17 protein-coding genes are annotated in these 14,344 nt (G+C 74.9%); 9 read left to right on the top strand and 8 right to left on the bottom strand.

Features of this window, described 5'->3' with window-relative positions; translation table 11 throughout:
• Positions 1-3 precede the first annotated feature (3 nt).
• Positions 4-498 (top strand): DUF427 domain-containing protein, encoded by a 495-nt coding sequence (locus CRP29_RS01040; RefSeq protein WP_217991413.1) that lies wholly within the window; start codon positions 4-6, stop codon positions 496-498.
• A 22-nt stretch (positions 499-520) separates the two neighbouring features.
• Here the strand turns inward: CRP29_RS01040 and CRP29_RS01035 are convergent, their stop codons facing one another.
• Complete coding sequence (locus tag CRP29_RS01035) at positions 521-1,159, bottom strand: TetR/AcrR family transcriptional regulator (RefSeq protein ID WP_097193222.1); 639 nt, start codon at positions 1,157-1,159, stop codon at positions 521-523.
• A 137-nt stretch (positions 1,160-1,296) separates the two neighbouring features.
• Between CRP29_RS01035 and CRP29_RS01030 the strand changes: the two genes are divergently transcribed.
• Positions 1,297-2,412 carry an EAL domain-containing protein gene (locus tag CRP29_RS01030; protein WP_097193221.1) on the top strand — a complete coding sequence of 372 codons (1,116 nt, stop codon included), beginning with the start codon at positions 1,297-1,299 and terminating at the stop codon, positions 2,410-2,412.
• A 34-nt stretch (positions 2,413-2,446) separates the two neighbouring features.
• On the opposite strand, the gene CRP29_RS01025 is transcribed toward CRP29_RS01030, so the two are convergent.
• Positions 2,447-3,112, bottom strand: coding sequence for a histidine phosphatase family protein (locus tag CRP29_RS01025; RefSeq protein WP_097193220.1), 666 nt, complete (start codon positions 3,110-3,112; stop codon positions 2,447-2,449).
• On the opposite strand from CRP29_RS01025, the gene CRP29_RS01020 reads away from it, so the two are divergent.
• The 3 genes from CRP29_RS01020 to CRP29_RS01010 all read left to right on the top strand — a co-directional run bounded on the left by CRP29_RS01020 (position 3,111) and on the right by CRP29_RS01010 (position 5,839).
• On the top strand, positions 3,111-3,965 hold the full coding sequence (locus CRP29_RS01020; RefSeq protein ID WP_097193219.1) for an aldo/keto reductase: 855 nt from the start codon (positions 3,111-3,113) through the stop codon (positions 3,963-3,965). The genes CRP29_RS01025 and CRP29_RS01020 overlap by 2 nt on opposite strands.
• A gap of 64 nt (positions 3,966-4,029) precedes the next feature.
• Complete coding sequence (locus CRP29_RS01015) at positions 4,030-5,184, top strand: acyl-CoA dehydrogenase family protein (RefSeq protein ID WP_097193218.1); 1,155 nt, start codon at positions 4,030-4,032, stop codon at positions 5,182-5,184.
• On the top strand, positions 5,177-5,839 hold the full coding sequence (locus tag CRP29_RS01010) for a PaaI family thioesterase (protein ID WP_097193217.1): 663 nt from the start codon (positions 5,177-5,179) through the stop codon (positions 5,837-5,839). Before CRP29_RS01015 ends, CRP29_RS01010 begins: the two co-directional genes overlap by 8 nt.
• Before the next feature lie 3 nt (positions 5,840-5,842).
• On the opposite strand, the gene CRP29_RS01005 is transcribed toward CRP29_RS01010, so the two are convergent.
• From CRP29_RS01005 to CRP29_RS00980, 6 genes are all read right to left on the bottom strand, one after another.
• Entirely contained in the window at positions 5,843-6,961 is a 1,119-nt protein-coding gene (locus CRP29_RS01005; RefSeq protein WP_097193216.1) for an NAD-dependent epimerase/dehydratase family protein, read from the bottom strand.
• 44 nt (positions 6,962-7,005) lie between these two features.
• Positions 7,006-7,344 carry a cupin domain-containing protein gene (locus CRP29_RS01000; protein WP_097193215.1) on the bottom strand — a complete coding sequence of 113 codons (339 nt, stop codon included), beginning with the start codon at positions 7,342-7,344 and terminating at the stop codon, positions 7,006-7,008.
• Complete coding sequence (locus tag CRP29_RS00995) at positions 7,247-8,635, bottom strand: MFS transporter (protein WP_176522778.1); 1,389 nt, start codon at positions 8,633-8,635, stop codon at positions 7,247-7,249. Before CRP29_RS00995 ends, CRP29_RS01000 begins: the two co-directional genes overlap by 98 nt.
• The gene (locus CRP29_RS00990; protein WP_097193214.1) at positions 8,632-9,210 is read right to left on the bottom strand and encodes a helix-turn-helix domain-containing protein; all 579 of its coding nucleotides are present in this window, start codon (positions 9,208-9,210) and stop codon (positions 8,632-8,634) included. The genes CRP29_RS00995 and CRP29_RS00990 overlap by 4 nt, the downstream gene beginning before the upstream one ends.
• Positions 9,211-9,366: 156 nt before the next feature.
• Positions 9,367-10,728: an MFS transporter gene (locus CRP29_RS00985; protein ID WP_097193213.1), complete on the bottom strand. Its 1,362-nt coding sequence runs from the start codon at positions 10,726-10,728 to the stop codon at positions 9,367-9,369.
• 4 nt (positions 10,729-10,732) lie between these two features.
• Positions 10,733-11,578: an alpha/beta fold hydrolase gene (locus CRP29_RS00980; protein ID WP_097193212.1), complete on the bottom strand. Its 846-nt coding sequence runs from the start codon at positions 11,576-11,578 to the stop codon at positions 10,733-10,735.
• A gap of 95 nt (positions 11,579-11,673) precedes the next feature.
• Here CRP29_RS00980 and idi point away from each other — a divergent pair, with 95 nt between their 5' ends.
• The 4 genes from idi (at position 11,674) to CRP29_RS00960 (ending at position 14,329) form a co-directional block, all read left to right on the top strand.
• Positions 11,674-12,216 carry an isopentenyl-diphosphate Delta-isomerase gene (gene idi / locus CRP29_RS00975; RefSeq protein WP_245852245.1) on the top strand — a complete coding sequence of 181 codons (543 nt, stop codon included), beginning with the start codon at positions 11,674-11,676 and terminating at the stop codon, positions 12,214-12,216.
• A gap of 138 nt (positions 12,217-12,354) precedes the next feature.
• Positions 12,355-13,182: a polysaccharide deacetylase family protein gene (locus tag CRP29_RS00970; protein WP_097193210.1), complete on the top strand. Its 828-nt coding sequence runs from the start codon at positions 12,355-12,357 to the stop codon at positions 13,180-13,182.
• An 81-nt stretch (positions 13,183-13,263) separates the two neighbouring features.
• Positions 13,264-14,037, top strand: coding sequence for an SDR family NAD(P)-dependent oxidoreductase (locus CRP29_RS00965; protein ID WP_097193209.1), 774 nt, complete (start codon positions 13,264-13,266; stop codon positions 14,035-14,037).
• 25 nt (positions 14,038-14,062) lie between these two features.
• The gene (locus tag CRP29_RS00960; protein ID WP_097193208.1) at positions 14,063-14,329 is read left to right on the top strand and encodes a hypothetical protein; all 267 of its coding nucleotides are present in this window, start codon (positions 14,063-14,065) and stop codon (positions 14,327-14,329) included.
• Positions 14,330-14,344: the final 15 nt, after the last annotated feature.

Raw genomic sequence — 14,344 nt, 5'->3', positions numbered from 1 at the left:
CCGGTGCCGGTGCGTCGCGATCCCGTCGGTCCGGGCCAGGAGTCCGTCTGGGACTACCCCCGGCCGCCGTCGGCCCTGGAGACGCCGCGACGCGTCGTCGTGGAGTTCGGCGGGCAGGTGGTGGCCGACACCCGGCGGGCGATCCGGGTCTGCGAGACGAGCCACCCGCCCACCTACTACGTGCCGCGCGCAGATGTCGCGGCCGACGTCCTCGCGCGCGCCGAGGGCGGGTCGTGGTGCGAGTGGAAGGGGCAGGCGACGTACTGGGACGTCGTCGTCGGCGACCGGCGCGCGCCGGCGGCCGGCTGGTCCTACGAGCGGCCGGCCGCGGGTTACGAGCACCTGGCCGGCGCCGTCGCCTTCTACCCGGGGCGCATGGACCGCGTGACGGTCGACGGCGAGGTCGTCCGGCCCCAGCCCGGGGACTTCTACGGCGGCTGGATCACCGACGAGGTCGTCGGACCGTTCAAGGGCGCGCCCGGCACGCTCGGCTGGTGAGTCGTGCCGGGCGCGCCGGGGCTCAGACCTTGGCCCCGCCGGCCCGGAGGATCGGGAGTGCCACGACGTCGACGACCGCGTCGGCGAAGGCGTTGTCGACGGGCTCGCCGTTGACCAGCCAGCGCTGGACGATGGGGGCGCCGATGGCCTCGGCGATCAGCGAGCCGGACAGGCCCTTCTGGACCTCGCCCCGCTGCTCCGCGCGGGCCCACATGTCGTCGAAGGCCTTGCGCCACACGGCCACCGGGCCGCCGCGGAACGCCTCGGCCAGCGCCGGGTGGTGCTGCATCGACGAGAGCAGCGCCTGGGTGGCCGCACCTGCCGGGCTGTTGACCAGGGACACCAGCGAGCGCAGCAGCACGCGAAGGTCACCCTCGAGCGAGCCGGTGTCGGCGGGCTCGGCGGCGGCGGTGGCGGCGGCCTCGGCCGCGTTGAGGTCGGAGACGGTGTCGACGACCAGCTCCTCCTTGGTGCGCCAGCGGCGGTAGATCGTCGCCTTGCCGACGCCGGCCTCCGAGGCGACGGCGTCCATGGTGAGCGCTCCGTACCCGACATCGGCGAGCAGGCGCAGGATCGCGGCCCGGATCACGCCGTCACGGCTGGGGTCGCGCGGACGGCCGCCGCGGCTGGGACGGGCGTCGGGAGCAGAGAGAACGGCCATGACCGTAACCTTAGATTCTCAAGTCTCGAAACTGCGACAAGATCGCCTGTGAGTCCGCTGAGAGTCACCCGGTAGAGCCTCGGCCGCCGCGCCGCGTGGCTCCAGCGCTATCGCCCGCAGTCGGTCATCCTGCTGACGTGTCCCCGAACTGCAGCGGCGTCTGCACCTGCCGTCGGCACTGGGCGGTGCCGGGCAAGGCCACTCGGGCGCTGCTGGCGACGTCGGTCGGTCACGTCCTGCCGACCGTCTCCCGCACGGCCATGGGGCTGGGGCTCGCCGTCAGCACCTGGTCGCAGCTGGTCGACGTCACCGACCCGCGCGGCGGCGCCGGCCTGGACCGGCTCTTCCAGCGGCTGGCCCGCGAGCTCACCGCCGCCGAACTGGACGCCGTCCGGGTGGTCACCGACCCGCCGGTGGACGGCGCGGCGCTCACGGCACGCCTGCTGACCGCGCCGAGCCTCGCGGTGGAGCTCGCCCGCCGCGGGGTGACCGCCGAGGTCGGCGTCCTCGTCGAGGCGGAGTTCTGGTCGGCCTACCAGCCGATCGTCTCCCTCGCCGACCGCTCCGTCGTCGCCCACGAGGCGCTGCTGCGCGGCGTCGTCGACGGCCGCGAGATCGGGGCGGACGACCTCTTCTTCGTGGCCGAGTCCGCCGGCTGGCTGCCCCGCCTCGACCGCATCGGCCGCGAGTCCGCCATCAGCGGCGCAGCGCCGTGGATCGGCGACGACGACCTGTTCATCAACTTCGACCCCACGTCCATCTACCGGCCGCAGGTCTGCCTCGCCAGCACCGAGCAGGTGGCGCACGCCTCCGGCCTGGCGCCGGAGCAGTTCGTCTTCGAGGTCGTCGAGTCGCACGTCATCGCCGACCGCGGGCACCTGGTCTCCGTGCTCGAGCACTACCGGTCGCTGGGGTGGCGGGTCGCCCTCGACGACGTCGGCGCCGGCTACTCCAGCCTGTCGCTGCTGGCCGCCATCCGGCCCGAGGTCGTCAAGCTGGACAAGGGTCTGGTGCAGGGCCTGCCCGACGACGGCGCCCGCACCGTGCTCAAGGCCGTGACCGACCTGGCCCACCAGCTCGGCGCCGTCGTCGTCGCCGAGGGGGTCGAGACCGAGCAGCTGGCCGAGGAGGTCACCGCGCTGGGCGCCGACCTCGGCCAGGGCTGGCTGTTCGGCCGCCCCGTCCGGCCGGCTCAGCCGGTCGAGCGGCCGGAGAGCGGCTTCCAGCCGGTGGCGGTCAGCCGCTCCCGCTGACCCGCCGCGAGGGCAGACATGGCCATGGCTGCCCTCAGCGCAGGCCCCACCCGGTCAGCACCGGCCGGTCGTGCTCGTGCCCGAGGACGCCGTAGGCAGCCGGCGGCAGCGCGAAGAGCGCACCGGCTTCCGGTGCGAGCCCCAGCCAGCGGGCGGTCAGGATGCGCAGCACGTGCCCGTGGGCGACCAGCGCGACGTCGCCGTCGTCCAGCCGGGCCCGGGCGCGGTCGAGCACCCGGTCCACCCGGGTCGCGACCTGGTCCAGCGTCTCGCCGGGGGTCTCGCCGGGCACGGTGCCGTCGGCCCAGATCGACCATGTGCGGCCGAGCTCCGCGCTGATCTCCGCCGTGGTCCGGCCCTCGTGGCCGCCGTAGTCCACCTCCACGAGGTCGCGATCGGTGCCGGTGATCTGCAGGCCGGCCAGCTCGGCGGTACGGGCGGCGCGCTGCAGCGGGCTGGTCCACACCGCGGCGAAGGGACGCGCCCCGACTCCGTCGCGCAGCGCCCGCGCCTGCTCCTCGCCCTCGGTCAGCAGCGGCAGGTCGGTGTGCCCGGTGTGCTTCCCGCTCCGGCTCCAGTCGGTCTGGCCGTGCCGCAGCACGATGATCTGCCCCGCCCGCCCGCCGATGATCTTTCCCACCCGGTCATCGAACACGGTGCCGGGAACACGCGCCCGCCGGTCGGTGCTGGCCGATGTCATGACCACTGCAGAACTGAGCGACACGTTCACCATCGGCGGGGACCTCCCCGTCCACCGCCTCGGCTACGGCGCGATGCAGCTCCCCGGTCCCGGCGTCTGGGGCGAGCCGGCCGACCGGGCCGCCGCCGTCCGCGTCGTGCAGGCCGCGGTCGAGCAGGGCGTCGACTTCATCGACACCGCCGACTCCTACGGCCCCGAGGTCAGCGAGCAGATCATCGCCGAGGCGCTGCACCCGTACGCCGACGGCCTGGTCATCGCCACCAAGGCCGGCCTGACCCGGCAGGGCCCCGGCATCTGGACGCCGGTCGGCCGCCCCGCCTACCTCAAGCAGCAGGTGGAGCTCTCGCTGCGGCACCTGAAGGTCGACCGCATCGACCTCATCCAGCTGCACCGCATCGACCCCGAGGTCCCGCTGGCCGACCAGTTGGGCGCCTTCGCCGAGCTCAAGGCCGAGGGGAAGGTCCGGCACATCGGCGTCTCGGAGGTGTCGGTCGAGGAGCTGAAGGCCGCCCGCGAGATCACCGAGATCGTCAGCGTGCAGAACCTCTACAACCTCACCAACCGGCAGAGCCAGGACGTGCTCGACTACGCCACCGCCGAAGGCATCGCCTTCATCCCGTGGTTCCCGATCGCCACCGGCGACCTCGCCTCGCCCGACAGCCCCGTCGCCGACATCGCCCGCGAGGTCGGCGCCACGCCGTCCCAGGTGGCACTGGCCTGGCTGCTGCAGAAGTCGCCGGTCATCCTGCCGATCCCCGGCACCAAGTCCGTCGACCACCTGACGGAGAACCTCGGCGCCGCCGGCGTCCGTCTCTCCGCCGAGGACATGACGCGCCTGGACCAGCTCGCCTGATCCACGCCGGGGGCAGGAATGGCCATCTCTGCCCCCGGTCGCGGGCCCGTGCCAGCATGTCCTCATGGACGCCGACGACTTCCGCCAGATCAAGGACGCCGTTCGCCAGCTGGTGCGCGAGGAGGTCATCCCGCTCGAGGAGCGCATCGAGGAGGAGGACCGCATCCCCGACGAGCTGCGCGCGCAGATCGCCGAGATGGGGTTGTTCGGCTACGCCCTCCCCGAGGAGTACGGCGGCCTGGGCGTCGGCATGGTCGAGGACGTCCAGCTGGCCATGGAGTTCGGCTACACGACGCCGGCGTTCCGCTCGCTGTTCGGCACCAACAACGGCATCGCCGGCCAGGTGATCGCGAAGTTCGGCAGCGCGGACCAGAAGAAGAAGTACCTGCCCGGCCTGGCCGCCGGTGAGCTGATCGGCTCCTTCGCGCTGACCGAGGCCGAGGCCGGCTCCGACCCCGCCGGGCTGCGCACCTCCGCCCGCCGCGACGGCGACTCCTGGGTCATCAACGGCAGCAAGCGCTACATCACCAACGCCCCGATCGCCGACCTCTTCATGGTCTTCGCGCGCACGAACCCGGAGGAGAAGGGCGGCCGGGGCATCTCCAGCTTCGCCGTCGAGACGACGACGCCCGGGGTCACCGTGGGCCCCAAGGACAAGAAGATGGGGCAGTCCGGCGCCTGGACCGCCGAGGTGTTCTTCGACGACGTCCGGGTGCCCGCCGAGGCGCTGATCGGCGAGGAGGGCCGCGGCTACGCCAAGGCGCTCACCGTGCTCTCCCGCGGCCGGCTGCACATCGCCGCGCTCTGCGTCGGGATGGCGCAGCGGGTGCTCGACGAGTCGGTCGCCTACGCCGCCACCGCCAAGCAGGGCGGCGCCCCGATCGGCCGGTTCCAGCTGGTCCAGGCGATGCTCGCCGACATGCACGCCGAGCTGCTGGCCGGCCGTGCCCTGGTCCGCGAGGTCGCCGAGCGCTACGACAGCGGCGAGGACATGGGCATCGGCCCGTCGTCGGCCAAGCTCTACTGCACCGAGATGGTCGCCCGCGCCACCGACAACGCCGTCCAGATCCACGGCGGCATGGGCTACCTGCGCTCCACCCCGGTCGAGCGGTTCTACCGCGACGCCCGGCTGTTCCGGCTCTACGAGGGCACCAGCGAGGTCCAGCGCGTGATCATCGGCGGCGGGCTGCTGCGCGAGGCCGGCATGCCGCGTGGCTGAGGACCGCGACCTCCGTCGGGAGGCGGTCGCCGGGCTCGGGGACGCCCTCCGCGTCCTGGTCGACTCCGCGATCCGCACGGAGGTGCCCATCGGCGAGCTCGACGACGTCGCCGCGGCGGTGCGTGCGCTGGCGGAGCGGCTCGACGCCGACCGGCGCGGCCTGCACGACATCGCGACCGTCGACGATCCCGCGACCGGTGAGCGCTGGTACAGCCCGGTCTACGGGCCGGGTAACCCGGTGGCGCCCCCGGTGGAGGCGACCGACTCACCCGACGGCCGCGCCACCGGGCGGGCGACGTTCGGCAAGGCCCACGAGGGCCCACCCGGGCTCGTGCACGGCGGCGTCGTCGCCACCGTGCTGGACCACGTGCTGGCCCGCGCGGTGCGCGCCGCCGGTCGCGGCGGGCTGACCGCCACGCTCACCGTCACCTACCGGCGGCCGGTGCCGCTCGGCGTCCCGGTGGTCGCGACCGCCGAGATGGGCGAGGTGGACGGCCGGCGCACGACGGCCACCGCCCGCCTGGTCGCCGAGGACGACCCGGGGACGACGCTGGCCGAGGCCGAGGGGCTGTTCGTGGCCCTGCGCCCGGAGCGGGCGGCAGACGTGTTCGCCTCGACCGGCCGAGACGTCGCCGCCTGGACCACCCGGACCTGACCCTCAGTCGGCACGCGGGCCGGGCGCGTTCGCGGCGTCGCCCGCCGGGTCCAGCGCCGGGCCGGACGCCGGCGCGAGCAGCGCGCCCGGGCCGCCGGTGCCGGCACCGAGCGCGGCGACGAACTGCGGCAGCACCTCGTCGCCGCGGTGGAACGGCGTCCAGTCCAGCAGCGTGCGGGCGCGGGTGGTGTCCAGCGCCGGGAGCGAGGTCCCCATGTCCAGCCAGCCGGGTTCGGTGGGGACGACGTGGGCGGCGAACGCTGCGTGCAGCGCCGCGCGCACCGCGAACGCCGGCACCGGGATGCGCCGGCTGCCGAGGGCCTTCGCGATGCCCGTGGCGTCCAGCACCGGCTCGGCGGCGATGTTGAACGGGCCGGGGACCCGGCGGTCGGCGATGCGCACGAGTGCGTCGGCGACGTCGTCGGCGTGCACGAACGACACCGCCAGGTCCGGGATCGGCAGGGGCAGCAACCGGGCCAGCGCGCCAGGGACCCGCCGGGCGGCGGCGAAGACCAGCGGGCCGAGGAAGTAGCGGCCGATCTCGCTGCCCGCCTGCGGCTGCAGCACCAGCGTGGGGCGGGCGACGGAGAGCACCGGGCCGGCGGCGCGGCCGATCACCTGGCGCACGACGCGCTCGGCCTCGACCTTGTCCCGGCTGTACTGCGAGCTCGGGACGCCGGTGGTGGGCCAGTCCTCGGTCACCTTCTGGCCGACGGCGCCCGCGGCGTAGGCGCCGATCGAGGACATGTGCAGGAACTGCTGCACACCGGCGGCGACCGCGGCCTGCGCCACCCGGCGGGTGCCGTCGACGTTCACCCGGCGCAGCCGCTCGGGTTCGCGCCCCGGCTGCAGCGCCCACGCCAGGTGGATGACGACGTCCACGCCGTCGAGGAACTCCGCCAGCACCGCCTCGCCGGCCGGCGTGCCGAGGTCGGCGGCGAACCAGCGGACGCCGTCGTAGGGGGCCACCCCGGGCGGGATCCGGCGGGCCAGCCCCCGCACCTCGGCGACGCCGCTGGACGGTGCGGTCAGCCGCCGCAGCAGCGCCGTACCGACGTTGCCGCTGGCGCCGGTCACCGCGACGGTGGCGCCCTTCAGGTGCCCGGGGGAGAACTCAGCCATGGGCTGCCGCTACCCGGTGTCCGGGGTGCGAACCGGCGAGCGGGTCACTCCGGACCGAGTCGGGCGGGTGCCGGGACCGTCGCGTCGCCGCCCTTGAGCTCGATGAACAGCGCGTGGGTGCGGCTGTCGCCGATGTTCTCGCCGGAGTGCCGCTGCGCGGGCAGCCACCCCGCGAAGCCGGTGGTGATCTCGACGTCCCGGGCGGCGTCCCCGGCGTGCAACCGCCGGCGGAAGGAGCTCAGCGTCACCATCACGCTGTCGGGGTGCTCGTGCTCGGTGGTGCGGTCACCGGGCACGTCCGTGTACTCGAGCACCCGCACGCGCTCGTTCTCGAAGACCACCCGGTAGTGCTGCGGGTTGGTCGTCACCGGGTCCAGGTCCATGGCGGGACTCTCCTCCGGCGGGCGCGTCCCGGCCAGGGGCGCGGGCATCCGGTCCACCGCGCAGGCCGAGGGAGAGCAGCGCCAGCAGCAGCATCCCCCCGGCGCCGGCGAGCAGCCCCGTGGGCAGGCCGGCGCCGTCGGCCAGGCGAGGGATGGTCAGGCTGCCGAGCATCCCGCCCAGCATCAGGGCCAGCGACGACGCCGAGACGGTGGTCGAGCGCTGCGCGGACGTCGTGCGGTCGTGCATCACCTGCTTGCGCGAGGGCCAGGCCGCCCCGTTGAGCAGGTAGAAGGCCGCGTAGGCGACGGCGGCGGGGACGACGCCGGGTGCGCCGGCCACCACCGCCACCGCGCCGGCGGCCAGGACCGACGTGCCGGCGCTGACCACGACGACCGAGCCGCCGGTGGCGCGACCGAGCACCGGCGCGAGGAGCGCGCCCAGCGCCGCGGCGGCGAAGGAGACCGCGGTGACGACGCCGAAGACCGCGGAACCCCGCTCGGCGGATCCGGCGAGCTCGGCGAAGTGCAGCGGGCCGAGCAGCTCGAGCGAGGTGAGCACGACGCCGACCAGGAAGGAGACGCCCAGCAGCAGGCGGAGCAGCCGGTCGCGCAGGACGAGGTGCACCGTCGCCGTGACGACGACCGGCACCTCGCGCACGCCGGCGAGCAGTGCGCCCCGGCCGGCTGCCCCGGACCGGTGCGGCGGCACGACGAGCAGCAGCACGGCGGTCACGTGCACCACCGCGAACACGGCGGCCAGCACGAGCGGTGCCGCCAGTGCCGCCGCGCCGCCGTGATCGAGCAGCAGCGGCAGCGTCCCGCCCAGCACCGCGCCCACCGCCAGCCCGGCGCCGTCGGCCGCGCCGGCCTGCGCGAGCCCGCGGGTCACGTCGGCCGCGGGATCCCCGGCGCGGGCGGCGTCCACGTACCAGGCCTCGAGCGGACCGGAGTCCAGGGCGCGGGCCACCCCCTGCAGTGCCCACGCGATCGCGAAGGCGGGCACGGAATCGGCCACCGCCATGGTGAGCAGCCCCGCGGCGGTGACGAGCCCGGCGGAGGCGAGCACCGTCCGGTGTCCGAGGGCGTCGGCGAACCCGCCGGTGGGCAGCTCGAGCACGAGGGTCACGGCCCCGTAGACCGCCACGCACAGGCCGATCTCGGCGGGGGAGAGCCCGCGGGCGGTGGCCAGCAGCACGGAGACTGGCACGACGATGCCGACGGGCAGCCAGCGGAGCGCGGTGAGCCCGACGAAGCGGCGGCGGGCGCGGTCCGGCGTCAGGACGGCGGTCACCGCGGCTGCTCGTCGAGCGGGAAGAGGTCCAGCAGCACGCGGACCAGCGGCTGGTCGGGCTCCTCCTGCGTGTCGCGCCAGCGCTGGACGACGTCGTTGAGCTCGCCGATCAGCTCGGCGGCCCGGGCGGGGGAGAGGCGCAGCGCCCAGTCGTTGAGCGACGCGGCGGTGCGCCACTCGTCGTCGCTGCGCTCCCGTCCCGCCGCGAAGGCGGCGAGCATCCGCCGCTGCTCCGCCACCAGCCGGTCGGTCAGCTCGTCGACGACCTCCCGGCCGCCGGGCTCGGCCAGGAATTCCTCGCTGCTCCAGCGGGTGCTGCGGTGCAGCGCCCGCCACCACCGCTCGCGGCCGGTGCCCTCGCCCGGCACCTCCTCGACGAACCCGAAGCCGGCCAGCTGGCGGAGGTGGTAGCTCGTGGCGCCGCTGCTCTCGCCGAGCCGGCCGGCCAGCCGGCTCGCGGTGGAGGGTCCGTCGCTGCGCAGCGCGGCCAGGAGGCTCATGCGGAGCGGGTGGGCGAGCGCCTTCAGGGCCCGGACGTCGTGGACGTCGACGGAGTCGTCCGGGGAAGGAGGCATGTGGCCACGGTAGATCGCAAAGGGTTCTTTGCAAAGTTTTCTTTGCACCTGCTGGCCAAGCCGTCCTCCCTCACCGCAGCGCGTCCTCCCTCACGGTGCGCGGTGAGGGAGGACGCGCCACGATCAGGTCACCTGATCGTCGCCCGGTCGCAGGGGTCAGCGGGTGCGGGCGGGCAGGGGCGTGTCGACGTCGTCCTCGAGAGCCTGACCGCGGCGCTCGGGCAGGCCCCACGACGCGAGCGCGGCGAGCGCGAAGAACCCGGCGAAGACGCCGAACACCAGCCCGGTGCCGCCGGCGTCGACCATCGGCGGCACGCACAGCGGGGCGGCGATCGAGGCGAGCCGGCCGAACCCGGCCGCCGCGCCCGCGCCGGTGGCCCGCAGCGCGGTCGGGTAGATCTCCGGCGTCACCGCGTACAGAGCGCCCCACGCGCCGAGGTTGAAGAACGACAGCACCATGCCGGTCACGAGGACGGCGGTGTCGCCGTCGGCCGAGGCGAAGAGCAGCGCCCCCACGGCGGAGCCGACCAGGAACGTGGCCAGCGTCGGCCGCCGGCCCCACTTCTCGATGAGCACCGCCGCGACCGCGTATCCGGGCAGCTGGGCCAGCGTGATGATCAGCGTGTACTGGAACGACTTGACGAGTGAGAAGCCGTCGTCGAACAGCAGGGTCGGCAGCCAGATGAAGGCGCCGTAGTAGGAGAAGTTGATGCTGAACCAGACGATCCAGAGCGCGGCGGTGCGGCCGCGCAACCCCGCCGCCCAGACCGCCCGGAGGCCGGGCCGGGCCGCGGTCGTGGCGACGGCGTCCGGCGAGGGCACGGGCTCGACGCCGGCGGCGGCCTCGAAGCGGCGCACGGTGGCCTCCGCCTCCGCGGTGCGCCCGCGGAGCTCGAGGAAGCGCACCGACTCCGGCAGCCCGCGGCGCACGACGACGGCGTAGACCGCCGGTAGCGCCCCGATCGCCAGCGCCCAGCGCCAGCCGTCGTCGCTGCGCGGGACGACGAAGTAGCCGATCAGCGCCGCGAGCGTCCAGCCCACTGCCCAGAACGCCTCGAGCAGCACGACCACGCGGCCGCGCACCCGCGACGGCGCGAACTCGCTGACCAGGGTGGAGGCGACCGGCAGCTCGGCGCCGAGCCCCAGACCGATGAGGAAGCGGAACACCAGCAGCGCGCCGACCGACCACGACAGCGCCGCCGCCCCGGTGGCGACGCCGAAGACCAGCAGGGTCAGCGCGAAGACCTGCCGGCGGCCGAACCGGTCGGCCAGCAGCCCGCCGAGCGTCGCGCCCAGCGCCATCCCGGCGAAGCCGATGGAGCCGATCCACGACAGCTCGGTCGAGCTGAGCGCCCACTGGCCGGCCAGTGCCGCCATCACGAACGAGATCAGCCCGACGTCCATGGCGTCCAGGGCCCAGCCCAGGCCGGAGCCGAAGACCAGCCGGCCGTGCTCGCGGGTGAAGGGCAGCCGGTCGAGCCGTTCGGCCCGGGAGGTCGGGTTCGCCGTCGCCGTCATGCCCTCAGTCTGCCGAGGGCGGCGCGGTGCGTACGTGCGCGGTGACCAGCTCGGCGACGCGGTCGGCGGCCAGCTCCGGGAGCCAGTGCGGCACGCCCTCGAGGACCTCCAGCCGGTAGGGGGCGTCGACGAAGCGCGCGGTCGCCTCGGTCGCCGCCCGGCCGAGGAAGGCGTCGCCGGTGCTCCACACGTGCAGGGTGGGCACGCGCACCGTCCCGACGGGATCGCGGCCGGACAGGGGCAGCGCCCGGTACCAGCCCAGCATGGACGACAGCGCGCCCGGCTCCTGCATGCGGCGGACGTAGTGGTCGACGAGGTCGTCCTCGAGGCCGCCACCGCGCAGCAGGCGGCGCAGCACCGCGCCGTCGCCGGCGAGGAGGAGCCGCTCGGGGACGACCGGGAGCTGGAACAGAGCCACGTAGAGCGAGCGCAGCGCCTGGTCGCTGGTCACCATCGCCTTCGCCATGGCCGCGGGGTGCGGCACCGACAGCGCGGTGAGCGTGCGCAGCCGGCCGGGGTGCCATGCCCCCAGCGCCCAGGCGACGATGCCGCCCCAGTCGTGGCCGACGACGTGCGCGCGCTCGAGGCCCGCCGCATCCAGCAGGGCGAGGACGTCGCCCACGGTCTCGCGCAGTCGGTAGTGCCCGCGGCCGCGCGGACGGGCCATGGGGGAGCAGCCCCGCTGGTCCGGCGCCAGGGTGCGCAGGCCGTGCTGGTGCAGCGCCGGGGCGACGCGGTCCCAGGCGGCAGAGTCCTGCGGGAACCCGTGCAGGAGGACCACGGGCTCGCCGTCCCCGGGGCCGGCGTCGCGGACGTCGAAGGTCAGGCCGTCGCGGCGGAAGCTGTCCACACCTGGACTCTGCCCCCCGGCGGGCTGCCGCGCACCGGGGAGGCGCCCGCGGCGGGTCCGGGCGCGCGGCGCTCCGGTCGGGGACGATGGACTGCGTGACCTCCCCCTCCGCCGAGATGATCGTGCTGGTCGACGACGACGGCCGTGCGATCGGCACCCTGCCCAAGCCGCTGGTGCACCACGGGGAGACGCCCCTGCACCGCGCCTTCTCCGCCTACCTCTTCGACGACGCCGGCCGGCTCCTGGTCACCCGGCGGGCGGAGGACAAGCAGACGTTCCCGGGCATGTGGACCAACACCGTCTGCGGCCACCCCGGCCCGGACGAGGACGACGACGCCGCGATCGCCCGCCGCGCCGCCTTCGAGCTCGGTCTCGGGGTGCGCGACCTGCGTCCGGCGCTGCCCGGCTACCGCTACCGCGCAGAGTTCCTCGGAGTCGTCGAGAACGAGATCTGCCCGGTGTACCTGGGGCGCTTCACGGGCTCGCCCGCGCCCGACCCCACCGAGGTGGGGGAGTGGGAGCTGCTCGACTGGGCCGCCTTCCGCCGTCGCCAGGAGACCGAGGGTGACGCGTGGTCCCCGTGGTGCCGGGAGCAGGCGCGGATGATCGAGGAGGCCGGGCTGGTACCCACCGCCTGACCCGCGGTAGTGATGGGGGCACGGGCCGTGACGCGATCGCGTCACGCTCCGGAGCCCTCCGGATGCGCTCCGAACGGTCACGGCGCGTCGCCCCGCGCCTCCGCGGGGAAGCCGGTTCCGGCTGCCTAGCGTCCCGGCATGGACCGACGCCGGTTCCTGCTGACCCTCGCCGCAGGACTCGCCGTGGCCGCCACGGGACACGGGGCGGTCACCGGCACGCGTGCCGGTGAGGGCGGGCCCGTCCCGCCCACGGAGCCACTCGCCGCGGGCCCGGTCGAGGCCGCTGTCGAGGCGCCCGCCGGTCCGCCGGCCGGCGTGGTCACGGCGCTGCCGGGGGAGGGCAACGCCCTGGCGCTGACCATCGACGACGGCACGAGCAGTGAGGTCGTCGCCGCCTACGTCGCGCTCGCCGTGGACGCCGACCTGCGGCTGACCTTCTTCCCCAACGGGCGGTACCGCGCGTGGGAGGAGAACGCGGCTGCTCTCCGGCCGCTGGTCGAGTCGGGGCAGATCGCCTTCGGCAACCACACCTGGTCGCATCCCGACCTCACCACCCTGGGCGACGCCGAGGTGGCCGAGGAGATCCGCCGCAACCGCGACTTCCTCCGGACCAGGCTGGGCGTGACCGACACCCCCTTCTTCCGGCCGCCCTTCGGTGCGCGCGACGAGCGCACCGACCGGATCGCCGCCGACCTCGGGCACCCGACGATCGCCATGTGGAACGGCACCCTGGGCGACTCCACCGTGCTCAGCGGTCCCGAGCTGGTCGGCTACGCCCGCGAGTGGTTCGCCCCGCAGAGCATCGTCATCGGTCACGCCAACCACCTGCCGGTGACCACCGTGTACGGCGAGCTCCTGGACCTGATCCGCGAGCGGGGCCTCCGCACGGTCACCCTCGCCGACGTGTGGGCGCCGGCCCCGCCGCCCTTCCGGGGCGTCGCCGCCACCGGTCTCGTCCGCGGCTGATCCCCGAGCCCTCCGGGCTGCGGCCGGTCCCGTTCTCGGCGAGGCTGTCGGGAACCGGACGGACAGGACTGGGGGGCCGGGATGCAGGAGTCGCTCGAGGGTCGCGTCGCCCTCGTCACGGGAGCCGCGAGCGGACTGGGCCGTGCCACGGCGCTGGCGCTGGCCGAGGCCGGGGCGCACGTGGCGATCGCGGACATCGACGCCGCCGGCAGCGAGGGCACGCGCGATCTGGTCGCCGACGCCGGCGGCAGCGCGGAGGTCGTCGCCCTGGACGTCACCGACGACGAGAGCCGGCGGACCGTGGTGGGCGGCCTCTTCGACGCGCACGGCGACAGCTTCGACATCCTGGTCAACGTCGCGGGGATCGACCGGCCGGGCTACATCACCGACATCGACCTCGCCGACTACCGGCGGGTGCAGGCGGTGAACTTCGAGGGCCCGGTCTTCCTCACCAGCGAGTTCACCCGGCGGGTGCAGCACCTCCCGGAGGGGCGCACCGCCGACGTGGTCCACATCGTGTCGCTCTCGGCGATCACGTCCGGCAGCGGGGCCATCGCCTACAACGGCTCCAAGGCCGGCTTCCTGAACGCCACCCGGTGCATCCAGCGGGAGCTGCGGGAGAAGGCGGTGCGGCAGCCCGACGGCAGCGAGCGGCCCTTCCCGTGCCGCGTGCAGTCGGTCATCCCGGCGGCCATGGACACGCCGATGATGGAGCAGTGGGGGATCCCGTCGCACCTGATGATGCCGCCGGCGGCGGTGGCCGAGATGGTGCGCACCCTCGTGCTGCTGCACCCCTCGGCATTCGTCCCCGAGATGCAGATCGTGCCGCGCCTCGAGCCGAACTTCCCTCGGTGAGCGCGGGAGAGGAGGCTTCGTGAGCATGGGCGCACCCCACGGCACCGACTCGGACGACGTCGCCCCGGACGCGGTCGAGCACCGCGCACGCCGGCAACCACGCGACCTCGCTCCTGACGAGGAGCGGTTGCTCGCCGCGCTCGAGCGGGACGCCCGCGGGCTGCCGGAGATCCCCGTCCGCGACACGATCCCCGAGGTGAAGGCCCCGGGCGATGGCCCGGCGGCGGACCGGGGCGGGCCGCCGGACGACGGGCTGACCCCGCTGTTCGCGGCACCCGAGCTCGACGACTGAGGGTCGGCCCGGACG

Origin of the sequence: Blastococcus aggregatus (assembly GCF_900221005.1) — a bacterium.
Classification (GTDB): domain Bacteria; phylum Actinomycetota; class Actinomycetes; order Mycobacteriales; family Geodermatophilaceae; genus Blastococcus; species Blastococcus aggregatus.
The sequence above is the reverse complement of the archived record's forward strand: the minus strand, read 5'-3'. Positions and strand labels throughout refer to the sequence as shown.